Genomic DNA, 23,317 nt, shown 5'->3' with positions numbered 1-23,317 from the left:
TGGGTGAGGGGGCCGGGCCTAGAGCGCCGCCGTCTGTTCGGCGGCGAGCCGGCGCAACGGCTCCGCAAGCTCCGGTGTACCGGCAAAGACTGAGCCATGGCTGGTGGTCTCGGCCGCATAGTTGAGCGTCTCACCGGACAGCGTGGTCAACGTTCCGCCTGCCTCCTGCACGAAGAGATCGGCGGCCGCAAGGTCCCAATGATGCGGGCCGGGCTTGGTGATCACCCCGTCGATGCGCCCTTCGCCGATCTTGGCGAGCCGCAGCGCCAGCGAGGGCGTCGGCGGGGCGCGCTCGATGCCCGCCGCAATGAACGCCTCTTTATATAAAGCCGCCGGCATTGCGATGCGGGCGCCCGCCAGCCCGCTGCGGCCGGTGACGCGTACGACGGCGCCGTCGCGCGTCGCGCCCTCTCCGAGAGCGGCGGCGAACAGCGTCCCCGTCACCGGGCGGAAGATGGCGGCGGCGACCGGCCGTCCGGCGTGGAGCACGGCGGCGACGATCGACCATTCGTCCTCGCCGCGCATATAGGCGCGCGTGCCGTCGATGGGGTCGACGATGAAGGACACGGGGAGGTCGTGCCCGGTGCGCTCGCTCTCCTCGGAGATCCACCCATAGTCCGGCCGGGCCGGGGAGAGGATCTCCTGCAGGCGCTGGTTGGCGGCGAGATCGCCTTCGGAGACCGGCGAGCCGTCCGCCTTCTGCCAGCTCTTCGGCGTGCCGCGGAAGGAGAGGGCCACCTCGCCCGCTGCGCGCACGGCCCGCGTCAGCAGCGCAAGATCGCTCTCAGCGGCCACCGATGGTCATTCCGTCGATGGCGATGGACGGGGCGTCGACCGCGCCGCGGCCGGGCGCATCGTCGGCGAAGCGGGCGGCGGCGAACATCTCCGGCAGCGACCCGGCCACGGTGATCTCGGCGACGGGGTAGGCGATCTCGCCGTTCTCGAACCAGAACCCGGCGGCGCCGCGCGAATAGGTGCCGTTGACGATGTTGGCGCCCATGCCGATGAGGTCGGTCACGAGAACGCCTTCGCCGGCCTCCTTCATGAGGCTGGCGAGGTCGCCGGACCCGCCCAGAACGCTGACGTTGGTGGAGGCGGGGGAGGGGCTGCCGGTGCCGCGCGCCGCGCGTCCGTTGGACGTGAGCCCCAGGCGCCGCGCGGTGGCGCAGTCGAGGATGTAAGCCGCAAGCGCGCCGTCCGCGACGATGTCGAGGGGCGCGGAGGCGAGGCCCTCACCGTCGAACGGGCGGGAGGCGAGGCCGCGCGGGCGGGTGGGATCGTCGCGGATGGTGATGCCCTTGGCGAGCACAGCCTCGCCGATCTTGCCGGCGAGGATCGACGCGCCGCGCGCCACCGCGGCGCCGTTGGCGGCCGACAGGAGATGGCCGACGAAGCCCGCCGCCACGCGCGGCTCGAACACGATGGTGCCCTTGCGCGTGGTGAGCTGCTGCGCGTCGAGCCGGCGAACGGTGCGGGCGGCGGCGGTGCGGCCGATCTCGGCCGGATCGTCCAGCGCGGCGAGGTGACGGCGCACGCTGCCCCAGCTGTCGCGCTCCATCCGCGTGCCGTCGCCGGCGATGGCGGTGGCGCTCTGGCTGTGGGTGGTGGCGGTGACGGCGCCGAGGAAGCCCGCCGTGGTGGCGAGCACGCGCATGGAGCGCCGCGCCCCGGCCGATACGCCGCCCGAATTGGTGACGCCGGCAACGTCCAGCATCGCCTCTTCCATGGCGCGGGCGCGCGCGGTGAGGGCGTCCACGTCCGGCTCTTCGCGGTCGTCGAGGTCGAGGTCGGGGAAGGGGGCGGCCGCCAGCGCCTCGGCGGCGGCGAGGGCCACGGTGTCGTCCTCGGGCGCGGCGCGCGCCATCGCGACGGCGCGGGCGGCGGCGTCCGCCAGATCCCGTTCGCTGCCGACGCCGACGATGGCGGAGCGGGCCCCCACGAAGACGCGAAGGCCGATGTCGGCCCCCTCCGAGCGTTCGACCTCCTCCATCACGCCGTTCCTCAGCGTGACGGAGGTGGACGTTCCGGCGGCGACCACGGTGTCGGCCGACGTGGCGCCGGCGCGTGTGGCCGCGCCGAGCGCGGCCTCGGCGAGGCGGGTGAGATCAGCGGTGTCTGAAGCGGCGGAAGTGACTGGCATCGGACATGGTTTAGGAAGCCTGAACGCCCACGGCAAGGCGTTCACACAAAGGCGAGGCGTCCTGCGGGGTCGGCCCGGACAAGGTTACGCCTCCGTCAACGCAGGCCGGCGCATTCGGCATTCGGACTTAGCCGGGCCATAAATCGGTCGGGGCTAGTCTCAGGTCAGCCACAGAGTTCACGTTTCAAAGAGACGCCCCATGAACGCCGCCGCCTGCAAGATGACCCGAGATGCCGTTCATCCCGCGACCGTGCGTGCCCCGCTCTCCGCTTTCCGCTGGGTGCCGGACAACGACATGGAGCCGAAGCGCCTCGCCGTGGTGACGCTGAATGCCGCCGCTGAGGACGGCGAAACCTTGGGCGAAACGATGCGCGACACGCAGATGGCGGGCGGCGAAAGCGAGGCCGGAGCGGGCCGCGGCACGGCGCCGCGCGGCCGTGCGGCGGTGTCGCTGGCCGCCTCCGACAACACGCTGACCGTAGCGACGGAGGCCCCCGGCGGGATCTCCACGCGTCCGGTCTCCTCGTTCAAGGGCGTCGGCGTTGTGGTGCGCCGGGGCGATGGCGAGCCGGTCTTCAACCTCACTCTGGTGCACGAGAACCCGCGCCTTTCGATCCCGCTGTCGTCCTCCACCGAGGTGGCCGCGGTGGCGCGCGAGTGGCAGGCCTGGGGCAAGGCGCTGAACCTGCCGCTGCTGGCCGTCAACGAGGACGGCAGCGTGCATGCCGAACTCAACGCGCTGGGCGTGATGCTGACCGAGAAGCCCTCGCCGCGCCGCCGCGGGTCCGCGCTGGTCGGCCGCCGCTCGCGCTATGGCCGCCACCGCCGCGCCACCGCGCTCGCCCGTCCCTGCTGATCCTGTCGCGCAGCCTCTGCCGCGGCCGTGAGATTTTAGTCTGCGGTTAGGTGAACCGTAGAGCCGCCGTCCGTGCCGATCTGCGCGCTGATCCGGCGATTAGTCCGGCCGCGCTGCACGGCGCACCCGTTCGACGAGGAAGGCGCCCGCGAGGCGCTCGCCCGCGTCCCAGAGTGACGGCCAACGCCTGCTCGCCTGCTCCATCAAACGCTCGTCCGACCGGAGGCGCTCGCCCGCGGGCCGCAGGACGACGCCATTCTTACCGAGGGCTGTGTGGCCCGCCGGGCATCCGCCGCAGTCCCCCACATGGGCGCCGCGGACGCTGTTGTTGCGCGTGACTGGTTTCGGTGCGGCGCGGCTGTCCCGCGGCAGGATCACCGCAGTATCCTCGCGTCTGGCCGCAGCGCTCGGGCGGTCCCGGCCAGAACGAGCGCAGCGACGGCGGGGATATGCAGGACATCGCTTCACACTTTCGCGACGAGCCGGGTCTTCAGCGCACCCCGACACCGCCGGCCGCACCGGACATCATGCGCGACGCGGGCGACACGATCGCCACCGCATCGCCGCTGCGCCTCGGCGTTCCGGTGACCGACACGCTCATCGTAGCCCCCGCCGCAGCCCGCGCGGATGCCGATGTCTACGCCTTCAGCTTCGAAGCCGGCATTCCCTACGAGATCACGATGGAGGCCGCGCGCGTTGACGGGCCGGCCCTCGCCGACCCATACCTGACCATCGTGGACCGGCAGGGTAACGTCGTCGCCGAGAACGACGACGACGGCGCGTCCCTGAACTCGCGGATCACGGTAACCTTCGACACGTCAGAGACTTATTACATCGTGCCAGGCTCCTACGAGACCCGTGATTCCGGCGGCTACCGCCTTTCGATCAGTGCGGGCACCCGCTCCGATCCGACGCGCGCGATCGACTGGGGGACCGAGGTCGACGGCCCCGGCGTCAGCGTCTATTTCGCCGCCGAGGGGGAGCGGTTCGACGGGATCCTGAACACCGCCGCCTGGACGGCCTACGAGCGCGCCCAGGTGTTCGAGGCGCTGGGCGAATATTCCAACATCGCCAACCTGACCTTCACCGAGACGGGAAGCGCGGCGGGGGCGGACTTCATCCTCACCCACAGCCCGAATCTGACCGGGCTCGGCCTCTTCAACCCGCCGGGTACGCGCGGCGAAGGCGTCGGCTGGTTCTCCACCCGCAGCGCCTACTGGTCCGACGAGGCCGGCGGGCTGCTGGAGCCGGGCTCCTACACCTACCTCACCTTCCTGCACGAGTTCGGCCATGGCCTCGGCCTCGCCCACCCGCACGACCGCGGCGGCGGCTCCACCATCATCCCCACCACCTACGACGACAACGGCCTCGACCAGGGCATCTACACGGTGATGTCCTATAACGATGCCTGGTGGGACGGGCCGCTGGGCACCTCGTCCGACTTCCGCTACGGCTACAGCCTGACACCGGCGGCGCTCGACATCGCGGTGATTCAGGAGAAGTACGGCGCCAACACGAGCTACCACGCGGGCGACGACGTCTATTCCGTGCCGATGAGCAACGCCCCCGGCACCGGCTACCTCACCATCTGGGACGCGGGCGGCATCGACACCATCGCCGCGGACGGCGGGCGAGACGTCATCATCGACCTGCGCGCGGCGACGCTCAGCGGCTCGGCCGAGCATGGGGCGGGCGGCTATCTCTCCTACGCGAACGGTGTCTATGGCGGCATCACCATCGCCAACGGCGTGGTGATCGAGAACGCGTCCGGCGGCGCGGGCGACGACGCGATCACCGGCAACGGCGCGGCGAACCACCTCTCCGGCGGGGAGGGGCGCGACACGCTGACCGGCGGCGCGGGCAAGGACACGCTGGACGGCGGCACCGGCAACGACCGCATGAGCGGCGGCGCGGGTCACGACGTCTACATCGTCGACAGCGTGGGCGATCAGGTGATCGAAGCGCGCGCCGGGGGGCTCGACACCGTGAAGTCGGAGACGCTCGACCTCGACATCGCCGACTATGCCAACGTCGAGGCGCTGGCCTTGATGGGCGAGGCGGACCTCACGGCCACCGGGGACGACGGCGCGAACTTCATCACCGGCAACGCGGGCGGCAACACCATCCGCGGCGGCGGCGGGCGGGACAACCTGCGCTCCGGCCGCGGCGACGACGCCGTCTATGGCGAGGACGGCAACGACATCATCCTCGCCCAGGACGGCGACGACCTTCTGTTCGGCAATACGGGACGGGACAATCTTCGCGGCGGCGAGGGCGACGATACGATGAGCGGCGGCACCGGGGCGGACCGCTTCATCATCGGCCCCGACCAGGGCGACGACGTCATCACCGACCTCGAGCTGGGGCGCGACAAGGTTCAGCTTTCCGGGCTTGAGCTCGCCGGGTTCGGCGCCCTCTCGGCCATGATGGCGGACACCGCGGACGGCGTTCTCATCACCTTCGATCCCGCGGCGAGCCTTCTCCTGTCCGGGTTCATCGCCGACGACCTCTCGGCGCGCGAGTTCATTTTCTAACGCCCCTCAGCAGGAGCCGATGCGCGACAGCTCCGGCGCCAGCTCGGTGACGTCTATGCTGAGGTCCTGCAACGAGGTGATGGCGTCGCCGGTCCGGCCATCGGTGATGAAGACGGCCTTCAGTGTGCCGCTGATGAGCCGGCGCCGCCTGGCGTCGAACCGGAAGCCGCGCCCGATGAGTGTGATCAGCAAGCCGTCGATGGTGGTGAAGCTGAAGGTGGTGTCCGTGCCGATGGCGACGTCGACGCTCACATAGTCGCTCAGATCGAACGCGGCATTGTCGTTCAGAGCCGCTTGAACCGTGGTCAGCATCGTCCGGCCTCGTGTGCGTGGGCCGTGGCGTCCCCCGCCCGGCCGCATCCTTTTGATCCGCCCCCCTCGAAAGGGTCCCGGCCCTGTCGGCCGGGACAAGTCGTCGAGGAGATCGCACCGGCCGGGGACGAAGCGTTCCCTGCCGGTGTTGATCAGGTGGGGGCGGGTTCCACGCGCGGATTTGACGCCCGTCACACTTTTGCGCCTTGCCCCCTCCATCTCGTCGCGCCCCCGCGGGTCGGGGAGCGACCGGACGCGGGGCGGCCTGACGAAAAAAGCGCCCCAGGCACGGGGCCGGGGGCGCAAGTCGCGAGGAGGATCGCACCGAACGAACGGGACCGTGCGTCCGGTTTGCTGAAGATGGAGCGATTTTGAGCGCGCTTAATTGATGGGCATCACAATTTCCACGAAGAATCCTTCGAGGAACTAATATTCTACAATAACATACCAGTTGCTTTGATGCCGCAGGCTCGGCTAATGTGACGCAGATGCCAATGGCACAATGAAAACGGTGCATAAGCACCTGATGAATAGGGGGGAAGAATGATCCGCTCGGCTCTGGCCGGCGCCGCTTTGGCGTCTTTGACTGTCACGGGAGCTTTTGCCCAGGACATCACCCTGCGCATTCAGACTCATTTGTCGCCGGAATCGATGTCCGGCAAGCAAGCCGCCCAATTCTTCGACGATCTCAGCGTAATGTCGGGCGGCCGCATTGCGATCGAGCCGTTCTATTCATCCGCCGTCGTGAAATCCGTCGAAACGTTCGACGCCGCCGTCAACGGCATTCTGGACGGTGACATGACCGGCGGAGCCTACCAGACCGGCAAGGACCCGGCCTTCCAGTTCGTCGGCGACCCGATGGGCGGCTACGACACGCCCTGGCAGATGTACGCCTTCCTTTATGAAGGCGGCGGCATGGAAGCGGCGCAGAAACTCTACAACGAGTTCGGCATGCAGCTCATCGGCTGGTGGATTCCGGGGCAGGAGGCGCTGGCGTCGACGGCGCCGATCGCCGGGCCGGACGACCTGAAGGAGTGGAAATTCCGCTCGCCTCCGGGGATGGAGACGAAGATCTTCGCTAATCTCGGCGCCTCGCCAATCGTGATGGACTTCACCGAAGTCTTCACCGCGCTGGAGTCCGGGATCATCTCCGGCGCCGACGCGTCGAACCTGTCGACCAACCAGTCGCTCGGCCTCTACGATATCGCCGGCCATGCGACCTATCCCGGCTTCCACTCGATGCCGGCCGATCACTTCGCCATCAACAAGACCGTCTGGGACGCGATGCCGGAGGATCTGCAACGCATCGTCGAGGTGGCGATGCAGAAGCTCTCCTTCCGCACGACCCTCGCCTACGCGGTGGACATCCAGCGCGCCGCCAACGAGTTGGAAGAAAAGGGCATCGTTCTGCACAACTGGTCGCCAGAGGACCGCGCCACCTTCCGCGACGCGGCGGTCTCCGCGTGGGACGATTTCGCGACCTCCGACAATGCCAAGGCCCTTGTCGCCCAGCACAAGGAGTTTCTCGGCACGATCGGCCTTCTGGGCGACAACTGACCGGCCGGTGGCGGGAGGGCGCGCTGTGCTCCGTCCGCCGCCGACCTCAAACGAACTTCCGCTTCGGCGGACGATCACGGCGCTTCGGGCGAGGCGCTCAACGATAAAAACCCGGCGGTCTGGGCTGCCGGACATTCGGGGCACCGGCGGCGCAAGATCGCCAGGCCTCTTTCCTTGGGAGGATGTATGAAGACTGTCCTAACCGTCGGCGCGCTGTCCGCGTGCCTGCTTCTGCCGGCCGCCGCCGAGGCGCAGGAGTACACGCTGCGCGTCCAGAGCCTGCTGCCCGAGGCCTCCGTCCCCGGCCAGAACCTCGTGGACTATTTCGACGACGTCACCACCATGTCGGGCGGGCGCGTGACGTTCGAGCCCTTCTTCTCGTCCGCCGTGGTGAAGTCGGCCGAGACGTTCGACGCCGTCGTCAACGGCATTCTGGACGGCGACACCACGCAGCCGTCCTACCAGGTCGGTAAGGACAAGGCCTTCCAGTTCGTCGGCGACCCGATGGGCGGCTACGACACGCCGTGGCAGATGTACGCTTGGCTCTATGAGGGCGGCGGCATCGAGCTGGCGCGCGATCTCTATGCCCAATACGGCATGTTCCTCGTCGGCTGGTGGGTGCACGGGCCGGAGTCGCTGTCCTCCACCAAGCCGCTCGCCAACGTGGCGGACCTGAAGGGCTGGAAGTTCCGTTCGCCCCCCGGCATGGAGACCGAAATCTTCGCCAATCTCGGCGCCTCGCCGATCGTGATGGACTTCACGGAAGTCTTCACCGGCCTGGAATCGGGCGTGATCGACGGGGCGGACGCCTCGAACCTGTCGATCAACAAGTCGCTCGGCCTCTACGACATCGCCGACCACGCGACCTATCCGGGCTTCCACTCCATGCCGGCGGACCATTTCGCCATCCGCCTGGAGCAGTGGGAAGGGTTCCCGGACGACATCAAGCGCATCGTCGAGGTGGGTTGGCAGAAGCTGTCCTTCCGCAACTCGCTCGAGCACGAGGTCGAGATCGCCCGCACCGCGGCCGAGCTGAAGGCCGCCGGCAAGACGCTCTATGCCTGGACGCCGGAGGACCGCAAGGCGTTCCGCGAGGGCGCGCTGAAGGCCTGGGACGCTTACGGCGATTCCGAGCGGGCGAAGGAGATCATCGCCTCGCAGAAGTCCTTCATCGAGCTGATCGGCCTGATCGGCGACGAAAAATAGCACGATCCGCGGCGGGTTCCGGCCCGCCGCCTTCTCCCTCCCGCGAAGCGCCGAGGCCCCGCCCGCATGTACGAAGTCAAACCCAAATCTCCGATCGACTATATCAGCCTCGCGATCAGTCGCGTCGGGCTGTTCTTGGTCGCCGTCATCGTCGGCATCATGTTCTATGAAGTCGTCATGCGGTACTTCTTCGAAAGGCCGACGCTCTGGGTCAACGAGATGAGCCTGTGGATCGGCGGCTTCATCTATCTCCTGGCGGGGCTCTACGTGCTGCAGCAGCGCGGTCACATCCGCATCACGCTGCTTTACGATGCTGTTCCGCGCTGGGTGCAACGGGTGTTCGACGTCATCTCGACCATCTGCATCTGCATTTTCGCGGCGATGGTGATCCACGGCGGCATGACCGAAGCGGTCCAGAAATATGGCCGCTGGGAAACCTTCGGCACCGCATGGGATCCGCCGATCCCGGCGACCATGAAGCCCGCCATCCTCATCATTTCGGCGCTCATCATCCTGCAGTCGATCGCCAATCTGATCGCCGACTGGAACGAGACGCCGCTGCCGGAAGGCGTGGTGGAGGATGACGTCATCGAGGAACTGAAGGGTTCCTATCGCCAGACCGTGAGCGATCGCCACGACTGATCCTCGGCCGGCGGTGGTCGACCTCCGCCCGGCCTCTGCTTCCCGGACGCTCTGCGCCCGGTTCTCGATGCGCCGAGCGGGCCGCCAGTCGGCGGCTCCGGCGCTGCCCTCCGGGCCGCCGGCCACCCCAGCGCGGGCCAGCGGCATCTGACGCTGACGCGCTTCGCGCCAACGGACCCTTGTATCATGCCGATCCCGTTCTACCCCTGGCTTGCTGCCCTCATCATCTCGCTGGCCGCGTTCGTCGTGCTCACCTTGCGCGGCTACAATCGCGGGGCCGCCGTGGTGCTCGCGGGCGCGGCCATCGTGCTCATCTTCGTGCTGCCTCCGGACTTCTCGGGCGCCTTCGATTCGCAGCCCGCCCGCGACGTCTTCTGGCAGGCCTATAGCGCGCTGCCGAAGATCTCCGGCATGCACATCGCGACGATCTCGGTCATCCTCCTGGTCGGCATCATCGTGCTGCTCGCCATCGGCATGCCGCTCGGCTTCGCGTCCGGCTTCCTCGCCGTCGTCGTGCTCTACCTGCGGTTCGGGCCGGACGTGCTCTTCCGCCAGTTCGGCACCGGGCCCTACTCGGTCTTCTCGCAGCGCATCTACGGGCTGATGACGGACTACGTCATCATCTCGGTACCGCTCTTCATCTTCATGGCCTCGCTGCTGGAGCGCTCGGGCCTCGCGCGGGACATGTACTCGTCGCTGAACGTGTGGCTCAGCCGCACCCGCGGCGGTATTGCCCTCGTCACCGCCATCATGGCGATCATCATGGCGGCGATGTCGGGCATCATCGGCGGCGAGGTGGTGCTTCTCGGCCTCATCGCCCTGCCGCAGATGCTGCGCCTCGGCTACAACCAGAACCTCGCCATCGGCACGATCTGCGCGTCCGGCTCACTGGGGACGATGATCCCGCCCTCGATCGTCCTCATCATCTACGGCCTCGTCACCGAGACCTCGATCCAGAAGCTGTTCACGGCGGCCTTCCTGCCGGGCTTCATCCTGGCGTCGACCTATCTCATCTACATCGTCGTGCGCACGCAGCTGAACCCGTCGCTGGCCCCGCTGCCGCCGGCGCAGGAGGACGACCTCGTCGGCTGGCAGAAGCCGGTGCGGTTCGCCGCCTTCATGACGACCCTCGTCTCAGGGATCGCCGTCGTCGCGGGTGCGCTCCTCCTCGCCCAAGGCACCGTCGGCGGGCGCACCTCCGGCTTCTTCACCGCCGATCCGATCACCGATGCGGCGATGCTCTTCGCCATCTCGGGCCTGCTCGCGGTGCTTCTCTTCCTGGTGTTCGGCCGCCGCGTGTCCGGCGAGGGCTGGGCGATGGGCAAGGGCCTCGTCGCGCCGATGGTGGTCGTTCTCGTCGTGCTCGGCTCCATCTATGGCGGCGTCACGGGGATCACCGAGGCGGCGGGCATGGGCTGCGTCGCGGTGCTGCTCTTCATCATCGTGCGCGGCGAGTTCACCTGGGCGCTGTTCTACCAGTCGCTGCAGCGCACCTTCAAATCCACCGGCACCATCTTGATGGTGACGTTCGGTGCGACGGTGCTGGCCGGCTCCTACTCGATCGCCGGCGGCCCGGCCTACGTCGCCAATCTCATCACCGGGGCCGACCTCGCGCCGATGACCGTCATCCTCATCATGATGCTCATCTTCCTCTTCCTCGGCGCGCTGATGGACTGGGTCGGCATCGTGCTCCTGGTGATGCCGGTCTTCCTGCCGATCATCCTGAAGCTCGACCTCGGCATGGATCCGGGCGACGTACGCATCTGGTTCGGCATCCTGTTCTGCGTGAACATGCAGGTGTCCTTCCTGTCGCCGCCCTTCGGCCCCGCGGCCTTCTACCTGAAGTCCGTCGCCCCGCCGCACATCACGCTGCCGGACATCTTCAAGGGCTTCCTCCCCTTCATCGGCCTGCAGCTTCTGACCCTGGCGCTGATCCTCTTCTTCCCGCAGATCACGCTGCTCCTCGTCTGACGCCGCAGTGGCCCTTCACGCAACCGAATGCCCGGACCTTAACGGTCCGGGCATTTTTGCATTGCAGCCGTGCGCGTGCCGCCTGGGCGGACCCGTCACGGCACTGACAAGCCGAGCTGATAGTTGGCCGGCCGAACGCCCTCCGAAGGGCCTTTCGAGCGCCTTGAGCGGGTCGCGGAAGGGGCATTTGTGATGCCCTTTACGGGCAAAAAGGGCGTTGGCCGCGAACTTGCCTCTAAGGGGGCGTCGGCTTCCCAATGGGGCAGGAGATGCGGGAAACGTGCGATCAAAGCGCTGCGGAGACGATCACGAAATGGTGCATCCGGCCCCCTCGCGAAGTGATGGGGCGGGCCCACGCAGGCCGAGGCTAACGGTTGCGCTTATCTGCAGCGAACTTTATAGACAGTGGTCGGAATTAGTGCATGGCGACAGAAGCATGGCGGCCGGTGGACACGGGGGCCACGGGTTAAGGTTAATTTGGTGCCTTTTGTTCGGCGTTGTCCGGGCTTTGCCCGGGCCGGTGTATGTCAACTGTGAGTTTCGCGCGTAAGTCTTTATGGTTTGCGAATTGTGTAAGGCGCCCCGGTATAGCGCGGGGTTGCATGGACCCATATGACCCCACCCCAGGGCATTCCGACAGCGGAATGCACCGGCCCCGCGGAGCGAGCGGGGAGGCGGCGCGGATGAATGCGCGCGGGGGATGTTCTGCGGAATTTCAGGCCGCGCTTGACGTTTACCGCACTGAAACGTGTGCCGACGCGGCGCGCAACATTTGCCATCATCTTGGAACAGGCTGCGAGCGCCCGCTCCTCGGCGGTGCGGGTCATCAGGGACATTCGCGATGAAAGAGACCATGGACACCCGGACCAAGCTCAAGCTGCGTCGCGATGTTCAAACGGCGATGCAATTCTTGAAGGATGGCCAGCTCGACGCCGCGCGCGATGCGTTCGTGGCAATGGTCGAAGCGCACCCCGACGTGACGCTCGGCTATATCGGTCTCGGCCAGGTGCACATGCAGGAAGGCGATCCCGAGACGGCGCTGAAATATTTCCAGGATGCACTGGAGATCGACCCGCAGTCGGCGATGGCGCTCAACATGAGCGCCCGTGCACGCGAGAAGCTCGGCGACATCGACGGCGCGCTGGAGGATTATGAGGAGGTTGGTCAGCTCGACCCGGCGCGCGGCTCGTCGCAGATCCGCATGAGCCGCATCTTCGCCAAAGAAGGTGATCTGGACGAGGCGTCGACCCGGCTGCGCGAGGCGTTGAAGCGCAATCCGCAGCAGTTGGCGGCGCGGTTCATGCTGGCCGGAAACCTCGAAAAGTCGGGCGATATCGCCGGGGCGAAGGAGGAGCTGAAGCGCATCCTCGAGGTCAATCCGCAGATGGGGATGGCCGCCTATCGCCTCGCCATGCTTCACATTCGCGACAAGAACTACGCCGAGGCGGAGGAGCTTCTCTTCACCGCGATCGAGCAGGCGGACGACCGGCCGACGCCCTATGCCACGCTCGGCTTCGTGCTGCGCGCGCAAGGCAAGGCCGAGGCGGCACTCGATGCCTTCGAGGCGGCGATGGAGCTGAACCCGAAGTCGCAGCCCTTCGCGCTCGGTGCGGCGGAGTGCATGGTCGATCTCGGCCGTCACGACGACGCGCTGAAGACCTTGCGCGGGGCGTTGCGCGGTGCGCGGCAGACCGGTCCGATCCACAAGCGCATGGGCGATGTCTATGTGGCGATGGAGCGTCCCGAGCAGGCGCTCGAAGAATACCGGGCCGCGCTCGTCGGCTCGCCCGAGTTCGTGGCCAAGCATCCCGATCTGCCCGGGATGATCGACGAGCCCGGCGACCCCAAGGCGAAAGCTTTGAAGGTCAAAGACTATCTTGCCAACTTAGCGGAGACGCAGCGCGAATCCGGGACGACCGAGCGACGCTTCGGGGGCTTCCGCCGCAACCGTAACCTCCGCTCCTTCCAAGCGACAGGTGCTTAAGGATGCCGCGTAATCTCGTTTTCATGGTCCTCGACAGCTGCCGGTATGACAGCTTCATGCGGGCAAAGACGCCGAACTTCGACCGTCTCGGCACGGCGGAGAAGCGGTTTTCTTACGCCTCGTGGACCGCGCCGTCCCATTACACCTTCACGATGGGTCTCGTCCCCCATCGCAGCCCGCAGGGTGTGTATGCGTCCGAAGTCTACAAAGAAGACTTCGGCGCCTGGGTCGAGCGACTCGGTATTCCGGACCTCGGGTTCAAGAACTTCATCCCGGAACTCTCACTGCCGAAGCTGTTGCGCGACCATGGCTACAAAACGGTCGGCCGGGTCTCGATGCCGGTTCTGAACGGCTTTACACTTATTAACAAATTTTTCGATGACTATAAGTTGATGTCGAACCATAACGACTTCGCGGGCATGGTGAAGGAAATGACCTTCTCTGCCGAGAAGCCGACCTACTACTTCCTGAACCTCGGCGAGACTCACTACCCTTATATGCTTTCGGGCGAGAACTTGCCGCACATTTCAGGCGTCCACGGCGCCGTGAAATCCCTCGCCAAAGGCGGCGACGGCGGCGGGAAGGTCGATGATGAATTCTTCGATGATGCTATGATGAAGTCGCTTCATGATCAGCAGGTCCGCTGCGTCGAGTATGTCGATGGTCTGTTCGGCGAACTGCTCGAGAAGGCGCCTGAAGACACCTACTTCGTGATTGTGGGTGACCATGGCGAAGCGTTTGGCGAAGGCGGCTACTTCGGGCACGGTCCTGTCATGCATGAAATTGCCTTCACTGTGCCATTTTTGGAAGGCAAACGACCCTAAGTTGTTCAGGGTGGGGCGAAAGTCTGTAGGGCTGTGACGGAAGGCGAGGGGCGAACCATGAGCGACACGGATGCCGACAAACGCCGCGAGCGGTTGCGGAACCTGCGTGAGAAGCGCGGCCAGGCGGGTGCCGCGGTTCAAGGCGACGGGGCCACTCCCGCGGCGCGAACGGCCGGTGCCCCGCAAGGCGGCGCGCTGCGGGAGTTGATCCAGCGCCGCAGGGGCCAGGGCGCTCTCGGTGCCGGCGGCGCTCTCGGAGCCGGTGGCGCCCTCGCTGGAGGTTCCGGCCCCGGAGCGGGCGGCGGTCTCGGCGCACGCGCGGGCGGGCAAGGCGGCGGTCGCGGCGAATTGCTCCGACGTGTGATGCAGAACAATTCCGCCGCTCAATCGGTGCCCCAATCTCAGGGGGCGGGCGGAGCCGGCGGCGGCCCGCAGCGCGGCCAGCTCCTGCGGCGCATCATGGAGGCGCGGCAGGCCCAGGGCGCGACAGACGGAGCCGCTCCGGCCGCGGCGCCTCTGGTCGGGCAGGGACTTGCCGCAGGGCAGGGCCTCGCCGCAGGGCAGGGATTGGCCGGAAAGGGCGACGGGCCGCTCGCTGCCCGTGCGCGTCAGGCGCGGGCGGACCGGGACCGCGTCTTGGAAGAACGGGTCGCAAAACTCGAAGCCGACGTGGCCGAGTTACGCGGCGCGCTTCGTGCAACCACCACCCCGCCGGCCTCCGGCGCGGACACACCGAGCGACGACGTTTCGTAACAGTATTGGGTGAGACCGGGTGACACGCGAATCTTCTCGACCGACTGGGAGTGCATCTATGACGGCCGACGATTTCCGCATCCTTGCGCTGACGCCCGCCGGTCTCGCCGACCCGCGCCTCGTCTTCGCAGCCGACCGCGCAGGCCATCTCGGCATCCTCAACGCCGAAATCGGCGCGTTCCCGCACGATGCGATTGCGACCCTTGCCGGACGCACGCGTTCTCCCTTCGGCGTCAAGCTTGCCAAGGCCGATGACTCTGTCGTCGAAATCGTCGCCCGCCATGTAGCCGACGGCGTGGGGTGGGTGATCATCAACGCCGCCGACGCGCTGGAGTTCCCGGCCGTCATCGAAAAATTTTCGGCCGTCGGTGTGAAGGTCATCGTCGAGGCGATGGCGTGGGATCCGCGCCTCGCCACGCTGTCCGGCCACGAAGCCCTGATGGTGAAGGGCCACGAATGCGGCGGTGAGATCGGCGAAGAGACCGCCTTCATACTGCTGCAGAAGGCGGTCGCCCGGCAGTCCGCACCGGTCCTCGTGCGCGGCGGCATAGGGATGCACTCCGCCGCCGCCTGCCGTGCCGCGGGCGCCTCCGGCGTGGTGCTGGACGATCAGCTCCTGCTGCTCGCCGAATCCCCGCTGACCGAGAAGGCCCGCGCGGCGCTCAAGGACCTCACCGGGCTCGAAACCGGTCGCATCGTCGCCGGAACGAAGACCTGGCGCGTGTTCGAGAAGCCGTCCTTCCGCCACCTGCGCACCCTGCGCGGCGAGATCCGCCCCGCCCCGGCGGACGTCGCCGAAGCCGCCGTGGCCGCCCGCCTCGGCTGGGCGGACCCGATGAGCGATATCGTGCCGCTCGGCCAGGCCGCCGCCTTCGCCGCGCCGTTCGCCGAAACCTACGGCACCTTCGGGCGCCTCGCCGCCGCCATGCTCGCCGAAAGCGAAGCCCGCCTCGCCCTCGCGGTGGAGATGGACGTTCTCGGCAAGGGCAAGGGCGTCGCCGCCACCCACGGCACCGACTACCCCATCGTCCAGGGGCCGATGACGCGCGTGTCCGACTCCGCCGCCTTCGCCCAAGCCGTCGGCGAGGGTGGGGGGCTGCCGATGCTCGCCCTCGCCCTGATGCGCCCCGGCCCGACGGAGGCGCTGTTGAAGGAGTCCGCCGAGCGCCTCGCCGGCAAGCCCTGGGGCCTCGGCCTCCTCGGCTTCGCGCCCGCCGATCTCGTCGCCGCCCAGGTGGAGGTCGCGCGCCGCTACGGGCCGAAGTTCGCGCTCATCGCCGGCGGCCGTCCGGACCAGGCGAAGGCGTTCGAGGACGACGGTATCGCCACCTACCTCCACGTGCCATCGCCGCGCCTTCTCACGATGTTCATCGAACAGGGCGCCAAGAAGTTCGTGCTGGAAGGGCGCGAGTGCGGCGGCCATGTCGGCCCGCTGTCGTCCTTCGTCCTGTGGGACGCGATGGTGACGACCTTGCTCGCCAACGCCAAGAGCCCCGAGAAGAACGCCGAGATCCACGTCCTCTTCGCGGGCGGCATCCACGATGCGCACTCGGCCGCGGTGGTGTCGGCCATCGCCGCCCCGCTCGCCAAGGCGGGGTTCAAGGTCGGCGTCCTCGTCGGCACGGCCTACCTCTTCACCAAGGAAATCGTCGCCTCCGAGGCGATCGTCGACGAGTTCCAGAAGACCGCGATCGCCTGCACCGTCACCCACACGCTGGAGACCGGCCCCGGCCACGCCTCGCGCGCCGCGGAATCCCCCTTCACCGACGAGTTCGAGCGCCGCCGCCTGGAGCTTGCCACCAGCGACGTGTCCGCCGACGACGCGCGCGAGGAGCTGGAGGCCCTGTCCCTCGGCCGTCTGCGCCTCGCCTCCAAGGGCACCGAGCGCGGCGGGCCGAACGGCGACGTGCAGCCCGTCCCGCTGGAGCGCCAGCAGACCGAGGGCATGTACATGATCGGCCAGGTCGCGACGATCCGCGACGCGATCACCACCGTGGCCGAGCTGCACGACGAGATTTCCGCCGGTGGGCAGGCGCTGCTTTCCGCCCGCAAGCTCGACGCCGACGACGCGGCCCTGACCGCCGCCCGCAAGGGACGCAGCCACCAGACCGACATCGCCATCGTCGGTATGGCCGCCTCGCTGCCGGGGGCGGAGACGCTGCAAGCCTACTGGGAAAACATCGTCGACAAGGTCAACGCCGTCTCCGAGATCCCCGAGACGCGGTGGGACTGGCGCATCTATTTCGACGAGGACCGGAACGCGCCGGACAAGATCTATTCGCGCTGGGGCGGTTTCTCGGCCGATCTCCTGTTCGACCCGTTCGACTTCGGCATGCCGCCGAAAGCCATCAAGTCGGTCGACCCGCTGCAGCTCATGACGTTGGAGCTGGTGCGCCGGTGCCTGGCGGATGCCGGCATCGAGAAGGCGCCGGACAGCCGCGAGAAGATGTCGATCATCCTCGGCGCTTCGGGCGGTGCGGGTGACGTCGGCGCGCAATACGCCGTGCGGTCCGAAATGCCGCGCTTCCTGGGCGAATTGGAACCCGCCGCTGCCGACCGCCTGCCGACCTGGACCGAGGACTCCTTCGCCGGGATCCTGCTGAACGTCGCCGCCGGGCGGTCGGCCAACCGGCTCGACTTCGGCGGCGTCAACTACACCGTGGACGCGGCCTGCGCCTCCTCGCTGACCGCCGTCTATCAAGGCGTCCTCGAGCTGGAGACCGGGCGCTCCGACTGCGTGATCGCCGGCGGTGTCGACACCGTGCAGGGCCCGTTCGGCTATCTCTGCTTCTCCAAGACGCAGGCGCTCTCGCCGCGTGGTCGCTGCCGCACCTTCGACTCCGGTGCCGACGGCATCGCGATCTCCGAGGGCATCGCCATTGTCGCCATGAAGCGCCTTGCCGACGCCGAGCGTGACGGCGACCGCATCTATGGCGTGATCAAAGGCGTCGCCGGCTCGTCGGACGGGCGCGCCAAGTCGATGACCGCGCCGCACCCGGACGGGCAGATCCGCGCGCTGCGCCGTGCTTACGACATGGCCGGCTACTCGCCGCAGACCGTGGGCCTGTTCGAGGCGCACGGCACCGGCACCGTCGCCGGCGACACCGCCGAGCTGACCACCGTGAGCCGCGCCATCGACGAGGTCGGCGGATCGCCGCAGGGTGAGCATGCGATCGGCTCGGTGAAGGCGCTGATCGGCCACACGAAGGCCGCGGCGGGCATCGCCGGGCTGATGAAGGCGACGCTCGCCTGTTACCACAAGACGCTGCCGCCCCACGGCTATCTCGACAAGCCGAACCCGACGCTGACCGCCGAGGACGCGCCGCTCTACATCGTCGACGACGCGCTCCCCTGGCTGGTGCGCGAGGGGGAGACGCGCCGCGCGGGCGTGTCGGCCTTCGGCTTCGGCGGCACCAACTTCCACGTCACCGTGGAGGAATATGACAGCCTCGCTCCGGCGCCCGCACCGCGCGAGACGTGGAGCCACGAGCTGCTCGTCTGGCGCGCGCCGGACCGGGCCGCCTTGGCCGCCAGCGTGAAGCAGACCGCGGACCGCATCTTCGGCAACGCGCCCTTGGTGCGCGATCTCGCCGTGACGCTCGCCCGCAAGCTCCCCGCCAAGGGCGTCACCGCAACGCTGGTGGTGGACGGCCGCGCCGATCCCCATGCCGCCATCGCCGCGCTCGCCGAGGCGCTGGCGTCCGGCGGCCCGCTCGCCCCGGCCGCGTCCTTCTCCGAGGCGCCGCTGGCGGACGGCGGCAAGACCGCCTTCGTCTTCCCCGGCCAGGGCAGCCAATATGTCGGCATGTTCCGCGAGCTGGCGCTGCTCTTCGAGGAGACGCGCGCGGGGCTGGAAAAGGCCGACACGGTGCTGGCCGAGGCGATGGAGGCCAAGGGCGTCCCCGGCGGACGGCTCAGCCGCACCGTCTTCGCCCGCGCCACCTACGACGACGAGACCCGCAAGGCCGCCATGGCGCGCCTGACCCGCACCGACATCGCCCAGCCAGCGCTGGGCGCGGTCGAGGCGGGGCTTCTCAACCTCATGAAGGCGCTCGGCATCTGTGCCGACATGGCCGCCGGTCACTCCTACGGCGAGTTCGTCGCGCTCTATGCGGCGGGCGTGTTCGATCTTGCCCAACTCCTCGACGTGTCGGAGATGCGCGGGCGGCTGATGATCGAGGCCGGCGAAGGCGGCGACCTCGGCACCATGGCCGCCGTGCGGGCCGACAAGCCCGACGTCGCCGCCGCGCTGAAGGGCGTCGCGGACGTGTGGATCGCCAACCACAACGCGCCGGACCAGACCGTGCTGTCCGGCTCCAAGGCGGGCATCGATGCGGCGCTGGCGGCGATGGAGAAGGCGGGCCTGCAGGCGCAGAAGATCCCGGTGGGCGCGGCCTTCCACTCGCCGATCATCGCGAAGGCGGGGGCGCGTCTCGCGCAGCACATCGGCGCGATGCCGCTCGCCGCGCCGGCCTTCCCGGTCTACTCCAACCGCACCGGCAAACCGCACGACGCGGACCCCGCGACCATCGCCGAAGCGATGGGCATCCATCTCTCCTCGGCGGTCGAGTTCGTGGCCGAGATCGAGGCGATGTACGAGGCGGGTGCGCGCATCTTCCTCTCGGTCGGGCCGAAGCCTGCGCACGCCAACATGGTCAAGAAGGTGCTGGGCGACCGGCCGCACCGCTCGGTGACGCTGGACAGCGGCGAGGGTACGCTCGACGGCCTCCTTCGCGCGGTCGGTGCCTTGATGGCGGAAGGTGTCGCCGTCGACCTCGAGCGGCTGTGGGCCGGGCGCGACTGCCGCCCGCTCGCCATGGACATGAAGCCGATCGCCCGCACCAAGGCGCCGGCGAAGCACATGTGGCTGTTGAACGGCTCCGGCGCGCGCCCCTACGGCACCCCGCCGCTGCCGGTCCTCACGCTGGAAGAAGCCGAGGCGATGGTGGCGGCGCGTCACCAGGGTGCCGCGGCACCGGCATCCGACCTTGCGGCGGGCCAACCGGCCGCCGCGACGACGAACGGGGCCCATGACCCCGCGACGAACGGGGCGGATGCTCCGGCACATAACGGGCTCAACGGCTCGGCAGAAACGGCGGGGGCGGCGCGGCCTGACAGCGGCCAACCCCAGGAGAATCGCACGATGACGGCCAGGGCCGCGGCCCCCAGGGCGGCTCGTAGAGGCATCTTGAATAAGGAGAGAGCTCGAATGGTTGATCCGACGCGAACGACCGCGCACGACGCGTCGCTCGCCGAATTCCAGGCGACGATGCAACGCTTCCTGGATGTCCAGGAAGGCGTGATGCTGGCTTATCTCGGCGGTGCCGACGTGGCCGCATCCATGACGCAGCAGCCGGCCGCGCTCCCCGCGCGCCCGTCCCGCGAAATGGCCCGCGAACCGGCCCGTCTGCCGGCCCGCCCGCAAGGCGGCGCCCGTCCGGCGACCCGCATCGCGGCTCCGGCTCCCGCCGCGGAGGCCCCGGCGCCCGTCATGAACGGCAACGGCCACTACGCCAACGGCAACGGCCATTATGCGAACGGCAACGGCGCGGCCTATGCCAATGGCGCGGCCAACGGCGCCGGTGTCGCCGAAGCGCCTCGTCCGGCGCCCGCCGCCGTTGCGGCCGCTCCGGCGCCCGCAGCCCCGGTCGCTGCGCCTGCCGCTGCCGCCGCCCCCGCGGCCAGCGACAATCTCGGCCGCGCGCAGATCTCCGAGATCCTGCTCACCGTGGTCGAGGATCGCACCGGTTACCCGCGCGACATGCTCGACATGGACCAGAACCTCGAGGCCGACCTCGGCATCGACTCTATCAAGCGGGTCGAGATCGTCGGCGCGCTTCTGAAGGGTCTGCCCGCGGGCGTTCAGCCGAACGTCGCCGACCTCGGTGAGGCGCTCAACGCGCAGAAGACCCTCAACGGCATTCTGGACACCCTCGCCGATCGCATCGGTGCGGGCGCCCAAGGAGCCACAGCCCCTTTTGATTTAACCGAGGCGGACAAGCCCTCTACCCCTGTGGCGGCCCCGGCATCCGCCCGTCCGTCTCGGTATGTCATCATGGAATTTGCTGAACCGATCGGCCCCTCGGCGGCCTATGCGCTGCCGAAGGGGACCTACCTCATCTCCGAGGACGCAGGCGGCGGGGTCGCCCGCAAGGTTGCCGCCCTCATCGAGGAGGCGGGCGGAACCGCGCGCCTCATCCAGCCCGACCTCAAGGCACTGGAGGCGTTGACGCCGGATCCGGCCGCCCCGGTGGTCGGCTTCGTCCACCTCGCTCCGCTCTCCGCAGCGCGGCTCGAGGCGGACAGCGACCCGTCCCAATGGCGCAACGAGCTTCTGCGCAACGAGCTCTTCCCGCACCAGACGCTGCGCAAGTTCGGCGCCTCGCTGGCGGACGGCGGGCGTGTGGTGCTGGTCTCCGGCCTCGGCGGGCGCTTCGGGCGCGATCTGGCGGCGACGGCGTTGCGCCTGTCGGGCGGCGGCACCGGCCTTGCCAAGAGCGCCAAGGAGGAGTGGCCGAACGCCGCCACCAAGGCGATCGACCTCGACCCGAAGGCCGCCAAGGAGCTGTCGGCCCGCATCGTCTTCGAGGAGCTTCGCCTGCCGGGCGGGCGCATCGAGGTGGGCTATCCCGAAGGCACCCGCACCATCTTCCGCTCCGTCGCGCAGGACGTGCCGGACGTCGCGGACCGCGACGCGCTTCCCAAAGGCGCCGTCGTCGTCGCCACAGGCGGGGCGCGCGGCATCACCGCCGAGGCGCTGCACGCCATCGCCAAGGACGGGGTGACCTTCGTCATCGTCGGCCGCTCGCCGCTGCCGACGCAGGACGCGGATCGCTTCCCCGCGGCCAAGACGCTGGCGGACCTGCGCGGCGCCATCATCGCCGACGCGAAGGCCAAGAAGGAACCGCTGAAGCCCGCCTTGGTGGAGCGCCAGGCGCGCGCCATCCTGCGCGACCGCGAGATCCTCTCCAACCTCGCCGAGTTCAAGGCGGCGGGGGTGACGATCGAATACCGCATCGCCGATGCGCAGGACCCCAAAGCCCTGACGCGCATGGTGAAAGACCTCTACCGCGACCTCGGCCGGGTCGACGGCATCATCCACGGCGCCGGTGTGATCGAGGACCGGCTGCTGGTGGAGAAGGACGCCGAGAGCTGGCTGCGCGTGGTCGAGACGAAGATCCTCGGCGCTCTCGCCATGGCCCGCGCGATCGACCCCAAAAGCCTGAAATTCTTCGTCATGTTCGGGTCCGTCGCCGGACGCTACGGCAATGCCGGCCAGTCCGACTATTCCGCCGCCAACGAGCTTTTGAACCGGCTCGGCCTGCAGTTCCGCGCTCTGTGGCCGGACACGGTGAAGGTGGCGGTGGCCAACTGGGGTCCCTGGGCGGGCACGCGCCACGGCCCCGGCATGGTGTCGGACGAGACGCGCCGCAAGTTTGAGGGCAAGGGCGTCATCCTGGTGGAGCCCGCCGGCGGCGCCGAGGCCTGCCGCGACGAGATCCTGAAGGCGCCGACCGACATGGTCGAGGTCGTCTTCGGCGAGGGGCCGTGGGAGAAGCACGAGACCGACCAGTCGGCGCTGCTCGCCTCGGCCGTGGCGGCGGAGGTCGTCGGCAAAGGCGACGCGTCCGCGCTGCCGATGCTGCCGGGCGTCACCAACACCGAGGGCGCGCGCGGCGGACGCCTTTTGACGCGCACCCTGTCGCTGGCGCACGACCTCTATCTGGACCAGCACAGGATCGACGGCGCGCCCGTCCTTCCCGCCGCCTGCGGGCTGGAGATGGCGGCCGAAGCGGGGGCGATGGTCTTCCCCGGCTGGGAGATCGTCGAAGTCAGCGACGTGCGGGCGCTGAAGGGCCTGCGCCTGGAAGGCGACAAGCCCGCCCCGGTGGAGATCACCGTGCTCGCCTCCGAGCATGGCGACGCCTCCGGCTTCAACGCAGCGGTGCGCATCAAGTCCGCCGGTGAGAAGGGCGCGCTGCACTATAGTGCCGCGCTGAAGCTCGCCGACCGGCTCCCCGAGGCGGAGGTGATGGACCTCCCCATCGACCCGCGCTCCGCCACCATCACGGCGCATCAGGTCTATCGCGAGATGCTGTTCCACGGCCCCTGCTTCCAGGCCATGACGGCGCTGGTGGGCATGGACGAGACCGGCATCGTCGCCGACATCGTCTCGCGCGGGCCGGGTGACCAGTTCGTCGCCATCTGTGCACCGGGCGCCGCCTGGCTGTTCGATCCCTCGCTGATCGACACCGCGGCGCAACTCGCGTGGGTGTGGTCCATCGCCCACCGCGGCGCGCCGGCACTGCCCAACCGCATCGGCCCCGTGCGCCGCTTCGCCGGGGCGGGTGCTCCGGCACGGATGGTGCTTCACGTCCGCCAGGATGTGGAGGCGCCGGCCCTCTCCAGCGAGGTCTTCATCCTCGACGCGGACGGGCGCACGGTGATGGTGATCGACGAGCTGGAGTCCACCTCCAGCGAAGCCCTCAACCGCTTCCGCGGCTACGACGGCGAGGTGCGGGTCTGACCCCGCGCCTC

At 68.6% G+C, this 23,317-nt stretch carries 13 protein-coding genes; 10 read left to right on the top strand and 3 right to left on the bottom strand.

The genetic code is table 11. The annotated features are described in order from the left end of the window. Window positions 1–18: 18 nt before the first annotated feature. Together BIX52_RS15870 and BIX52_RS15865 are read right to left on the bottom strand one after the other, a co-directional pair. Window positions 19–795, bottom strand: coding sequence for an inositol monophosphatase family protein (locus BIX52_RS15870; protein WP_075222057.1), 777 nt, complete (start codon window positions 793–795; stop codon window positions 19–21). Next, on the bottom strand, window positions 785–2,140 hold the full coding sequence (locus BIX52_RS15865) for a TldD/PmbA family protein (RefSeq protein ID WP_075222056.1): 1,356 nt from the start codon (window positions 2,138–2,140) through the stop codon (window positions 785–787). Before BIX52_RS15865 ends, BIX52_RS15870 begins: the two co-directional genes overlap by 11 nt. A gap of 199 nt (window positions 2,141–2,339) precedes the next feature. On the opposite strand from BIX52_RS15865, the gene BIX52_RS15860 reads away from it, so the two are divergent. Further along, window positions 2,340–2,996: a DUF6101 family protein gene (locus tag BIX52_RS15860; protein WP_075222055.1), complete on the top strand. Its 657-nt coding sequence runs from the start codon at window positions 2,340–2,342 to the stop codon at window positions 2,994–2,996. A 449-nt stretch (window positions 2,997–3,445) separates the two neighbouring features. Then, entirely contained in the window at window positions 3,446–5,530 is a 2,085-nt protein-coding gene (locus BIX52_RS15850) for a M10 family metallopeptidase (RefSeq protein WP_075222053.1), read from the top strand. Window positions 5,531–5,536: 6 nt separating this feature from the next. On the opposite strand, the gene BIX52_RS15845 is transcribed toward BIX52_RS15850, so the two are convergent. After that, complete coding sequence (locus BIX52_RS15845; protein ID WP_075222052.1) at window positions 5,537–5,842, bottom strand: hypothetical protein; 306 nt, start codon at window positions 5,840–5,842, stop codon at window positions 5,537–5,539. A 543-nt stretch (window positions 5,843–6,385) separates the two neighbouring features. Between BIX52_RS15845 and BIX52_RS15840 the strand changes: the two genes are divergently transcribed. From BIX52_RS15840 to BIX52_RS15805, 8 genes are all read left to right on the top strand, one after another. Next, window positions 6,386–7,399: a TRAP transporter substrate-binding protein gene (locus BIX52_RS15840; protein WP_075222051.1), complete on the top strand. Its 1,014-nt coding sequence runs from the start codon at window positions 6,386–6,388 to the stop codon at window positions 7,397–7,399. Between the two features lie 186 nt (window positions 7,400–7,585). Beyond that, window positions 7,586–8,605, top strand: a complete 1,020-nt coding sequence (locus BIX52_RS15835) for a TRAP transporter substrate-binding protein (protein ID WP_075222050.1) — start codon at window positions 7,586–7,588, stop codon at window positions 8,603–8,605. A gap of 66 nt (window positions 8,606–8,671) precedes the next feature. Then, the gene (locus BIX52_RS15830; RefSeq protein WP_075222049.1) at window positions 8,672–9,247 is read left to right on the top strand and encodes a TRAP transporter small permease subunit; all 576 of its coding nucleotides are present in this window, start codon (window positions 8,672–8,674) and stop codon (window positions 9,245–9,247) included. A gap of 186 nt (window positions 9,248–9,433) precedes the next feature. Then, entirely contained in the window at window positions 9,434–11,218 is a 1,785-nt protein-coding gene (locus tag BIX52_RS15825; protein ID WP_245803214.1) for a TRAP transporter large permease, read from the top strand. Window positions 11,219–12,059: 841 nt separating this feature from the next. After that, window positions 12,060–13,202: a tetratricopeptide repeat protein gene (locus BIX52_RS15820; protein WP_083660340.1), complete on the top strand. Its 1,143-nt coding sequence runs from the start codon at window positions 12,060–12,062 to the stop codon at window positions 13,200–13,202. Window positions 13,203–13,204: 2 nt separating this feature from the next. Further along, window positions 13,205–14,026, top strand: a complete 822-nt coding sequence (locus BIX52_RS15815) for a sulfatase-like hydrolase/transferase (protein WP_075222047.1) — start codon at window positions 13,205–13,207, stop codon at window positions 14,024–14,026. Window positions 14,027–14,389: 363 nt separating this feature from the next. Beyond that, window positions 14,390–14,779 carry a hypothetical protein gene (locus BIX52_RS15810; protein WP_075222046.1) on the top strand — a complete coding sequence of 130 codons (390 nt, stop codon included), beginning with the start codon at window positions 14,390–14,392 and terminating at the stop codon, window positions 14,777–14,779. A gap of 58 nt (window positions 14,780–14,837) precedes the next feature. Then, window positions 14,838–23,306: a type I polyketide synthase gene (locus BIX52_RS15805; RefSeq protein ID WP_075222045.1), complete on the top strand. Its 8,469-nt coding sequence runs from the start codon at window positions 14,838–14,840 to the stop codon at window positions 23,304–23,306. Window positions 23,307–23,317 lie beyond the last annotated feature (11 nt).

The organism is Acuticoccus yangtzensis, assembly GCF_001927245.1.
Classification (GTDB): Bacteria; Pseudomonadota; Alphaproteobacteria; order Rhizobiales; family Amorphaceae; genus Acuticoccus; species Acuticoccus yangtzensis.
This window is presented reverse-complemented; position numbering and strand designations above follow the sequence as displayed.